Origin of the sequence: Acinetobacter sp. 12966 (assembly GCF_031196995.1) — a bacterium.
GTDB lineage: Bacteria > Pseudomonadota > Gammaproteobacteria > Pseudomonadales > Moraxellaceae > Acinetobacter > Acinetobacter geminorum.
The window spans coordinates 198,063-208,031 of record NZ_JAVIMC010000010.1; the positions used below are offsets into that span (position 1 = coordinate 198,063).

General features: G+C 37.2%; 10 protein-coding genes and 2 pseudogenes. 3 read left to right on the top strand and 9 right to left on the bottom strand.

Annotation, left to right across the window (positions count from 1 at the left end):
• Positions 1-220: 220 nt before the first annotated feature.
• Both RFW85_RS02650 and RFW85_RS02655 read right to left on the bottom strand, forming a co-directional pair.
• Positions 221-595 carry a TonB C-terminal domain-containing protein gene (locus RFW85_RS02650; RefSeq protein ID WP_309171100.1) on the bottom strand — a complete coding sequence of 125 codons (375 nt, stop codon included), beginning with the start codon at positions 593-595 and terminating at the stop codon, positions 221-223.
• A 148-nt stretch (positions 596-743) separates the two neighbouring features.
• On the bottom strand, positions 744-974 hold the full coding sequence (locus RFW85_RS02655) for a hypothetical protein (RefSeq protein ID WP_309171101.1): 231 nt from the start codon (positions 972-974) through the stop codon (positions 744-746).
• Positions 975-1,061: 87 nt separating this feature from the next.
• Here RFW85_RS02655 and RFW85_RS02660 point away from each other — a divergent pair.
• The 3 genes and pseudogenes from RFW85_RS02660 to RFW85_RS02670 all read left to right on the top strand — a co-directional run.
• Positions 1,062-1,205, top strand: a pseudogene (locus RFW85_RS02660) (glutamine amidotransferase); the annotation flags it as partial.
• 160 nt (positions 1,206-1,365) lie between these two features.
• The gene (locus RFW85_RS02665; protein ID WP_170248141.1) at positions 1,366-1,833 is read left to right on the top strand and encodes a hypothetical protein; all 468 of its coding nucleotides are present in this window, start codon (positions 1,366-1,368) and stop codon (positions 1,831-1,833) included.
• A 152-nt stretch (positions 1,834-1,985) separates the two neighbouring features.
• On the top strand, positions 1,986-4,199 hold the full coding sequence (locus tag RFW85_RS02670; RefSeq protein ID WP_170248140.1) for a TonB-dependent siderophore receptor: 2,214 nt from the start codon (positions 1,986-1,988) through the stop codon (positions 4,197-4,199).
• A 76-nt stretch (positions 4,200-4,275) separates the two neighbouring features.
• Here RFW85_RS02670 and RFW85_RS02675 read toward each other — a convergent pair.
• The 7 genes and pseudogenes from RFW85_RS02675 to RFW85_RS02705 all read right to left on the bottom strand — a co-directional run.
• Positions 4,276-4,419 (bottom strand): annotated as a pseudogene (locus RFW85_RS02675) (TetR family transcriptional regulator); the annotation flags it as partial.
• Positions 4,420-4,430: 11 nt separating this feature from the next.
• Positions 4,431-4,988: a chorismate mutase gene (locus tag RFW85_RS02680; protein WP_309171102.1), complete on the bottom strand. Its 558-nt coding sequence runs from the start codon at positions 4,986-4,988 to the stop codon at positions 4,431-4,433.
• Between the two features lie 77 nt (positions 4,989-5,065).
• Positions 5,066-5,749 (bottom strand): SDR family NAD(P)-dependent oxidoreductase, encoded by a 684-nt coding sequence (locus RFW85_RS02685; RefSeq protein WP_309171103.1) that lies wholly within the window; start codon positions 5,747-5,749, stop codon positions 5,066-5,068.
• A gap of 9 nt (positions 5,750-5,758) precedes the next feature.
• Positions 5,759-6,520, bottom strand: coding sequence for an SDR family NAD(P)-dependent oxidoreductase (locus RFW85_RS02690; protein WP_309171104.1), 762 nt, complete (start codon positions 6,518-6,520; stop codon positions 5,759-5,761).
• Between the two features lie 7 nt (positions 6,521-6,527).
• On the bottom strand, positions 6,528-7,214 hold the full coding sequence (locus tag RFW85_RS02695; RefSeq protein ID WP_309171105.1) for a glutathione S-transferase family protein: 687 nt from the start codon (positions 7,212-7,214) through the stop codon (positions 6,528-6,530).
• Between the two features lie 226 nt (positions 7,215-7,440).
• Positions 7,441-8,460, bottom strand: coding sequence for a spore coat U domain-containing protein (locus RFW85_RS02700; protein WP_309171106.1), 1,020 nt, complete (start codon positions 8,458-8,460; stop codon positions 7,441-7,443).
• On the bottom strand, positions 8,451-9,969 hold a 1,519-nt coding region (locus RFW85_RS02705; protein ID WP_309171107.1), incomplete at its 5' end, for a fimbria/pilus outer membrane usher protein. The genes RFW85_RS02700 and RFW85_RS02705, both read right to left, overlap by 10 nt.

Sequence of the window (9,969 nt, forward strand, 5' to 3'; positions counted from 1 at the left end):
GATATTAATGTAACAAACTTTTATTCTTTTAATTTATAAATAAAATGTCATACTCTATTTCTAGACAGAAATGTTGCCTTTTTCGGAGGGAGGAAAAATTTTTCTTTTAGGCTTTCTAGCCCATACTAATCCACTATTTCAATATTAAAAAGCTTCTAAAGAGCAAATTTAATTTCCATTAAAATTATAAATTTGCTCTTAGCATTTAAAAAGAACTCATTTATTTTACTTGAAATTTCATATTAAATTTCCTTGCTTGCTTTCTTGCCTCAGGATTAGAAGGTAAATCAAATGGACTTGCACGCCATATTGCTTTTTCAATACTAGTTTTAAATTTTTGTTCTTCTTTATCTAAAAATATGATTTGCTCAATTTCACCACGATCACTTAAAAATATTTTAACACTTGCACTCATACCTGAAGAAGATGTTGGAATCTCCCATAGTTTATAAGTTTTCTTTTGATATTGTTTTTTATACTTTTCGGCTTCTGAAGCAATTTTATTATCAGTCACTTGTACAGGAGTGATTTGTTTGTGACTAGTAGTACATCCAACCAATAAAAATAAAGAAGCAATAATAGTGAAGTTTTGCATTTAAAATACCTTGTTTTCAATAATTAAAATTTAACAGTTTAAAATTTAAAAAACCACCCAAAAGGTTGTATTAATGATTGATTATTATGAGTTAGCAAAGATGTTAAGCCACCTTTGCTCCACCCATTGATAAATTAATGATTTATTTTCAAAAGGGAACTTCATAACGAAAATTCAGATTTGAATTTTCTGATATATTCATATTATATACATCTCGATCAGTAAAAATCCCGTGTTCAGGTATTTTAAAACTATTAAAAGCTTTATTCTCTGGAACTATTGGAGGTTTATTCAAATAATTTTCTTGAGAATTATATGGAGATGAAGTACAGCCAATCAGCCCAAAACCCAATAAAGATATAACTAAAAATGTCTTCATAAATTTTGTCTACTTTGATAAAAGCTACACAATTTAACAAATTGAACTGCTATTGTCACACCAGAATAATTTAGTTTAACTTAACAATCAGAAGTCGAGTTAAATGACGCTCACAATTATAAATTTGTGAATACTCGTGAAGAATTACGAAATCACGACTATCAAGAAATGAATCAAAACCTCTTTTTTTTTCTGGATAAATTGAAAGAAGAATATTCAAAACGACATTAAAAAAACGAGTGTAAAAAGCCTTTTAAATTGGCTTTTACGCTCCGCTACAGATCTTATTATTTACCAGTTGATCAAACAGTTTTGAAGTCAAACCTTCAAAAAATAAATTTTAATTTTATAATACAGTGATTTACTCAATTTCAATTGGACTTCCAAAGAAATGAATAGATTTTTATTAACTTTTTTATTTTTAAATATTGGGCTTTCTTCTTCTTCCGCATTTGCTGAAACAAACACATTTCAAATGAAACAAGAATATAACCGTCCTAAATTTAATCAGCATAAAAGTATGCTTGAAGTAAATGCTAACACTCAGAACCATCAGCTGACTGAACAGCAAAATTCATTTAATTCTCCTCATTCTCAAAACGTAGATTTTTTTGAAATTGCAAAACAATATCAAGAAAATGAAGCAAAGCCTTCTTCGTTTACTGATGAAACAGTGAATATGAGTGATCATGAGCGTAGCCTTTACTACATTAGAAATCATGATAATGTGGGTATTCAAAGAGAAATTCGTGGCCAACAGTTTAGATCGCTAAAACAACAGCGAGATAAAGGTGTTATTTCTAATGATGTATATAAAGAAAAGGTCTACAAAATCTTAAATCAACCTACTTTTAAATAGATTTGAAGCCCTCTTCGGAGGGCTGTTCTGTGAAAATGATTAAATAAAAGCTATGTTTAGTTTTCCTAAAAAAATTAACTTACATTTATAAAATTTTGTTACTTTTTCGCTATAATGATTATAATTATCGTTTAGGATTTCGATACATAAACATGGACCGCTCAACCCCTCTTTCACTACCAAATTTTAAGTTCAAAGTTTCTACGCTTAGCTATGCAATCGGAATTGCTTGTACTTATCTCGCACTTCCTGCACATGCTGAAGATACAACGACTAGTGCATTACCGACTATTACTATTAAGGCACAAGGTAACTGGTTAGAAGAAGCAAACGCTGAAACTGTTCACAAACATCCTGGCGCTCGAACTATTATTGACCGTAATCGTTTAGATGAAACGGCGGCAACTTCACTGCGCGAAGCTCTAAAGCAAGTTCCTGGAGTTCAGGCTCAAGACAGTAGTGGCACAGGTGGTAGTGATGTTTCACTCAATATTGGGGTTCGTGGTTTAGCATCTCGCCTATCACCTCGCTCAACAGTTCTTGTTGATGGTGTTCCACTTTCATTTGCACCGTATGGTCAACCACAGTTATCTTTAGCACCTGTTTCAATTGGAAATATTGAATCAGTTGACGTTGTACGTGGTGCTGGGTCAGTTCGTTTTGGGCCTCAAAACGTAGGCGGAATTATTAACTTTGCTACTCGATCAATTCCTCAAGATTTTAGCGGAACTGTTAGCCTAACTTCAGAATATGCTTCTGGTACTGACCAAGTAAAACTGAGCCCTAATTTATTTGTGGGGGGAACTTTAGACAATGGATTAGGCCTTGCCCTCTTATATTCGGGGACCAAAGGAAACGGTTATCGAGAAGCAAACAACAAAATTGATATCGATGATGTAATGCTAAAGTCTGCTTATCAATTTAATGATAAAGACTCGGTTGCTTTAAATCTGCATCACTATGAAGGTCGCGGCGAAATGCCAGAGGGTTTAACTCAGGCGCAATATGCTGAAAACCCGTATCAATCTTCTGGTGAAAAAAACTATTTTGCAGGTCGACGTACAGATGTCTCTTTACGTTATAACCATAAAGATGAAAAAAATAACTTCGAAGTTTTGAGTTACTACATCGACTCTTTCCGTACAAGTAATCTTGAAAGTACAGTAGAGGGTGGACAAAAACGCCTCGACTCTTCTCCACGTGATTACAAGGTCTATGCGATTGAACCGCGTTACTCCCGTATTTATCAACTAGGTAATACGCAAAATGAAGTAACAGTAGGTTATCGCTACCTAAAAGAAGAAAGTTCTGAATTTGCCGGACGTACTGCATCTTATGCAGCAGGTTCATCCGTCCCAGATTTTGCTCCACGTACTATTAGTGATGGTGGTACCAAAGCACATGCGGTATATATCGATAACCGTATGGAAATCGGTGGTTGGACCATCACACCGGGTGTTCGTTTCGAATCAATTGAAACTCATAATAACTTTTCTGTTTATGACAAAAATGGTCTTGTTAATACCGTTCATCCAAAGATTGATTCTGATGAATTTTTACCAAGTTTGTCTGTGATGTACTCGGCAAATGAAAACTGGAATATATTTGCAAACGCAGGCGTATCTTTCGGTCCACAGCAATACAGTCAATTGGCACGTCTTGAAGAAGACAAAAAAAATAATAAAATATTTGCAGCTGCTACAACTGATGGTTTACATCCAGAAAAGTCGAATAACTATGAAATTGGAACAAAATATCTCGGTAATGGGTTAAATGCCGAATTTACGGTGTTCTACCTAGATTTTGATAAAGAGCTTTCATTGGTTCGTGATGCTGGTAATAACGGGATCTGGACAGACTTAGGGGCAACCAGTCACAAAGGTGTCGAAACAGGTATTAGCTACGATTTCGGTCAATTATCCGATGCACTGGAAGGCTTAAAAGTATATGGCAACTATACTTTCACCAAAGCAGTCGCTGAAGCTGGTCAATTTAAAGATAAGGATCTACCGTTTTACTCACGTCATGTCGGTAATGTTGGGTTAGGTTACACAGTAGACAAATGGTCTTTAAATGCTGATATGTTTGCGCAATCTAAACAGCATTCCCCAAACAATCCGTCCAATAAAAATATCTATCAAACAGAAGAAACTGCTGATGGTAAATATGGAGATATTCCGGGTTATACCACTTTTGCGCTACGTACCTCTTATGACTTAAGTTCACAAGTTAAAGGTTTAAAAATCGCTGGTGGAATTAAGAACGTCTTTGATAAGCAATATTTTACTCGCTCAACAGACTCTACAGGCGGTAAGTATGTAGGACTGCCACGTACGTTCTATCTACAAACCTCTTTTGACTTTTAAAGCTAAACCAAATTGAATAAAAAGCCCTCTTCGGAGGGCTTTTTTATAAGAATTAAACCTTAGAGTACTAACCAATCTAAGCGAGCATCGACATAAAATATTCTAATAATTTATCTCTTTCATCGATCTTATTTGCACTCAAAAGCTGGACCATTGCCCCATCAATCACAAACAAAAACATGTAGGCATCTTCAACTGTAGCGTTAACTTTTACAGTTATAATTATTGTTTTCAGTCTTTTAACTTAATTTTATTTAGTGCCACACATAAAGCTTTTTTGTCGGCTTCTTTAAGTTGTGGATGCTGAACAGGCCACATATAGCTACAGCCATGAGGCGCTTTATTATAATTTTTCTTAAGTTCAACAGCGATATTTTTTAGAAGCTCAGTATTTAAAGAACTAATTTTTAAACGTACTTCTGCTAAATCTTGTGGCTTCCAATTGGTTTCTGGACTCGACAACCAGTCTGCGCGATATCGATACTGAATTGCCTTCGCAACATTCATTTGGGTCACAATAAATGGCTTTACTGTTTCGCTATTTAAACCAAAAGATTCAGCTTCAGAAAGAGATTGATCGAGAACTTTCTTTTCTTGAGTTAAATCTTCAATCGGCAAATGCTGCTCTGCTTTATAACCTGCTACATCTTTCATATAAGCTAAACGCTCGTTAACTAAACGAGCAGTTTGATCATATTGATATGCTTGGGCGAGTGAAGAAATACACATAAAAGCTGCCAAGGTCGACACGATCTGAACAGTTCGCTGAAAACTCTTTATATTCACCATTTAAAAACTACCGAAATTATTGTTCTATGATCATTTCAGCTCAGTACTGTATTTCAAGAACATGCGAAAGTAAAACTTTAAGATAGGCTGAGTTCTTGGCTCCATGCAGAATCAGGTTGTTGATAAATGTGTTGGCATACTTGCTTGAGAGATGAGCTAAAGTGCTGGTCTTGCCCTTCCCATTTTTCAACCATGCAATAGGTAACATGGATGCCTTTAGGTTGAAACTCTCTCGCCAATGACTGCGCTAAAGCTCGAATGCTAGCAAACATGCTTTGGCTTAACACATCGTAATGGGTCGAATGACTAGAGGGCGCGCCAAGAAAAATAACTGTGCCCCGCTGTTGTTTAAGCATCGGCTTAATCACAGCTTGAGCAACACTCACAGCACTTAAACCTGTGGTCTGCCAACTGTGTTCAATCTCTTCTAAAGATAAAGCTTCAATATTGGGCGAAGATGAAAAACTCGGCTGAAATACACAGAGTTCAATGGTATGCCCGTGTTTTGAAATATAACGCAATAAGCATTTTAAGTGATCTGCATTCACTAAATTTAAATGTACTGCTGTCACGCCATCATTTATAGAATGTATTTTCATCTTTTGCGCGGTTGAATCATGCACAACTTGATAAAGATGTAATGGAAAATGTGCGTTTTTATCTAGAATTACAAAATCACGCTCAATCAGTTGAAGGTCATGACCAGCCACTACAACACAGCCCTGCTTTTTTTGAAATTTTTGGAATATTTTTTTTAACATTTTAGTCTCTCAAAATTTTTCTTGATAAGGGCGTAAATCCAGCTCATGTGTCCAGAGTTGTGGGGTTTGTTGGTAAAGCATCCAATAGTTTTCTGCTATTGCATCAATATTGAGTCCGCCGGTTCCACGAGTAAGACGGGCTAACCGCCCTAAACCGAACAATGCTTTATTCACTCTATCGCCATTGACCATTCCATCAATAATGACATGAGCAATATGTATGCCTTGTGTCTTATAGATTTGAGCTAGATTTAATGCATAGGTTCTTAAAGCAGATTTCCCCATCGTAAAAGCAGCGAAAAAAGGTTTACCACGTAGAGATGCACTTGCTCCAGTAAAAATAAGCGTACCGTGATTTTGATCTTTAAAGATTTTTAGACAGCTTTGAGAAACTAAATAGGCCGATAAAAAAGTGGATTGCCACATTTGAGTAAAAAACGACAGTGGACTGCGTAAAAATATCGAGGGAATATTTCCTCCCACGTTATGAATAACAACACTAATACGCTCATTTTGACTCGTGATTGTGTCAAATAAGGCCTGTACTTGATGTATATCTTCTGCATCTAAACGGAACGCGACAGCTTCCCCTGCATTTGCATGTATTTCGGTGGCGACTGCTTCAATTTTCTGGAATGTACGTCCAGCTACATAGACTTTTAAGCCTTCTTTTGCAAAAAGACGGCTCACGGCTGCACCAATACCTTGTGATGCCCCAACGCCAATAACAACTGCACAATCTCGCTTTTTATCTAATATTGCTGATGTCATAGACGTTTCATCCTGTTTGTTTTTTATACCATACTGCAATAAAGGGGCGATCCAAAATTTCTTTACCAAATTTTTTACTTGTGCGAATCACTTCACCGAGTTGGGCAACTACGGCAATATCTGCAATAGTTTGACTGTCTCCAATTAACCATTCACTTTTTGATAAAACTTCCTCAATACGGTCGAGGTGTCTTATAAACTCTTCTTCAACATTTTCAGCTTTAATTCGTCCTAAGCCTTGAAAGAAAAGCTGCGTTTTTAATTCAGCCAAAATAAAACCTTTTACCAATGGTTTTTCATACGCTGGACGACCAATACTACTAATGCGAATCGCTTCTTTTAAAGCTTCTGAGTCATTTACGCGTAAATAGACTTCATAAAAATAAAGAGATTCATCTGCCCAATCTTCCCACAGCTCTGCAAGTGCTCTTTGATTTGGATCTTCAGGGTAAAGCCGAGGTGTGTCAGGAAAAGCTTCATCTAGATAGCGCGCGATTCGAGTGCTGTCTTGAATCCTCTGACCGTTATGATCAATGACAGGTACTTTGCCCACCTTACTTAGTAGAGGAACTTTCGCTCCAAGAATGCCGTTGTAGTTAACTGTGTCAAATGGAATTCCTTTAAATTTCAGAACTCTTGAAATTTTTTGACAGAATGGGGAAATTTCCCATTGATGCAAAATAATATTCGACATTTATTCACCTTTATTTTTAATTGCCTTTTATCTAGTTCTTTTTTAGAACTACCCAATAAATATACACAATGCTTTTTTAAGTCAAACTGTTTTTGATGACGAACAAGTTCCAAAAGCTAAGAATTATTTGATTTTTATTATTTATATCTTAACAATTTTTAAGCAATATACTTTGAATTATAGGGAGCTCTGCTATAAAAAGAGCTCCTCATATAAATTTGAAAGATTAATAAGTCACCGTAACGACAACACTATCAGAATAGACACCAGGTCTACTTGCGATGGCAGTGCCTTGCGGAATCTTTCCATACACAGTAGTCGTTTGAGCGCTTCCTGTACCTGTTTTTGAGACTCCCCCTGTTCCCCCAACATTGGTTACGCCTCCTGTAGCATCCCACACCGTACTATAGTTAGAATCTTTATATAACTGATAGGGAATAAATTCATTATTCCCATTGGTCATACGCCTAAATCCACCGCTTATACGGTTATTGCCATCCCCTAAATAAATGCTATATGGCGTTCCAAAATTACAGGTCGAATTTACAGCTCCTTGCGCTGTGTAATCCTGCTTAGTCGTACTAATATCATTAATATTGCCGAAATCTACAGTTGAGGTAGAGTTTAATTGGCACATACTTGGTACCACAAAGTTTGCTGTTAGTAATGTATCACCTGAATCCCAGCCACCAATTAAATCACCGCATGATAAACCCAAAAGATCCATATCCCAATACAACCGAACCGAAGCCGTATATGTTCCTTTAGGATATGCAATGAGTGACCCCGTTCGAGCTGGTACTTTTATATTTACCGAGTAACTCACAATATTATTTGATGCGACTGTTGCTACTGGGCCATACCACACATTGGAGGTTTGGTTTGTGGTAGAAGACCCAGCTCCACCTACAGTTGCAGTAACCGTATACGGTAATGAAACACTGTTAATTGCATTTGTGGTTCCCGTAAATACGGTTTTCATACACATGAAATTAGAAATCTGGGGAAGTCCTAAATTCGTACAAGTAATTGTTCCTGAAAGGTTTACGGTTGCATCACTATTAATATTTGCTGCGGTGTAGGTAAAAGTGTTATTTGTGGTCCCACTTACCGTACAAGCTGCATGTGCCGGACTAAAAAATGCATAAACGAGATAAAATAAGCAAATGCCTACAAAGTATTTTAAAGACAATCGAAAAAACTTATAGCTCTCTATTTGAGCCTTATTCATAATATTTAATGACATACATAAGGTCCCAATTTTTTAGTTGAGTACTGATTGCTGTTATAGGTGAAGTCAACTTGGCATGAACCATGATCTAGAAGATCGACTTCAAGCTTGTTTTGCTTCAATAGGTTTGGAATAAATACTTCACCGTCATACCCAACCATCCCATTTTTCTGACCATTAATTCGAACGGTATAACCCGGCATTAACGGTGAATTGCTTTGATCAACCAGTTTCACTAATCCCGAAATGACCTGATGAGCACCGAAGTCAACCAAAGTTCCTTGACGGTAACCCACGACTGTTTTTTGATCTGTAGATTTAACATTCCAATTCAGAGAAAGATACGATGGATCTAAATAAATATGGTTCACTTGATATGGCATGAGACTAGGAATCAGAAATCTTCCAGACTTGTCAGTTTCTCCCAAATTGACCCCACCATTTATAATTTGACTTTGTGGTCCGGCATTAGTTACAACCGCATAGCCCTCTCCTATTTCATTGGCCGCAAAGATACGTCCCGCCGCAGCAACCAATGATCCTGTCGCTGAAAGTGCAACCTGATCGCTGTCTCCAAATCGGTTATAGCGTCCTGTCAGGTAAGCTGCCCGAGCTCGGTAAGATGCATAGACCGATGCATTGTTTTCTTTTGCATCCTGATCGCGCTCAACATAACCACCCCAGCCAAATGAACCAATTTGGGGTGCTGATAATCCGAATATTTCTTGGCGATACCGTAGGCTACCGCTGTCACTAGATACACTCGTGATCGCATTCACTTTACTAGATGGTGTATATCGCAGTGCAAAGTAAACCCCATAGTCCTTATGGTTTTCATAATCTTTATACGCTGATGCATAAAAACCCCAGTTCTTATCCAGACTTCCACTTAAATTGGTAGACACTAACTTATAGGAGTTATCGCTATATTTGATCTGGTTATAGCCCAGATAAACCCCATAGCCTGCATAAAAGTTATAGTTAATCCCTGCCCTAAAAATCTCATCTGCCAGTGCACTGTAGTTCAGATAGTTCTGTGACTCGGCATTGATCTGGTTATCTCTTAAATATCTCACTTGAGACACACGGGCTAGGTCAAAATAGTTATCAAATACTTTGCGGTAACTGGTGTTAAATGAAATGTTCTTACTGATGCGCCCTTCTAAACCCAGCAAGGCGGAGTAACCGTTTTCATCTTTATACTGACTCGCTGCAATGTCAGAATTGATCACCCCAATACCAAAAATATTCTTGGCAAATCCTGTGCCGAGATTCGACAGGCCATCTGTTGAAGCTTCTGCACCACCGCTTAAGGTCAGTGAGTTGCTGTAGCCGTATCGGATCGCACCTGAGGCAAAAGTGGCATCATCATAATCATTTGAATAGAGTCCATAGTTGTAGCGTGGAATACCAACATCTACTGAAAACTCATTTATGCCTTTTGCCAGAATTTTGGATGAAAAATAGTAAGGCTTTTTGGTAATGCTCTGCTTTCCAGTTGCGTCGGTAGTCACAAGGGTGACT

Bases quoted from the DNA above. Each gene is read 5' to 3' on its own strand.
- RFW85_RS02650 (WP_309171100.1), bottom strand. From the start codon at position 595: ATGCAAAACTTCACTATTATTGCTTCTTTATTTTTATTGGTTGGATGT.
- RFW85_RS02655 (WP_309171101.1), bottom strand. From the start codon at position 974: ATGAAGACATTTTTAGTTATATCTTTATTGGGTTTTGGGCTGATTGGC.
- RFW85_RS02665 (WP_170248141.1), top strand. From the start codon at position 1,366: ATGAATAGATTTTTATTAACTTTTTTATTTTTAAATATTGGGCTTTCT.
- RFW85_RS02670 (WP_170248140.1), top strand. From the start codon at position 1,986: ATGGACCGCTCAACCCCTCTTTCACTACCAAATTTTAAGTTCAAAGTT.
- RFW85_RS02680 (WP_309171102.1), bottom strand. From the start codon at position 4,988: ATGGTGAATATAAAGAGTTTTCAGCGAACTGTTCAGATCGTGTCGACC.
- RFW85_RS02685 (WP_309171103.1), bottom strand. From the start codon at position 5,749: ATGTTAAAAAAAATATTCCAAAAATTTCAAAAAAAGCAGGGCTGTGTT.
- RFW85_RS02690 (WP_309171104.1), bottom strand. From the start codon at position 6,520: ATGACATCAGCAATATTAGATAAAAAGCGAGATTGTGCAGTTGTTATT.
- RFW85_RS02695 (WP_309171105.1), bottom strand. From the start codon at position 7,214: ATGTCGAATATTATTTTGCATCAATGGGAAATTTCCCCATTCTGTCAA.
- RFW85_RS02700 (WP_309171106.1), bottom strand. From the start codon at position 8,460: ATGTCATTAAATATTATGAATAAGGCTCAAATAGAGAGCTATAAGTTT.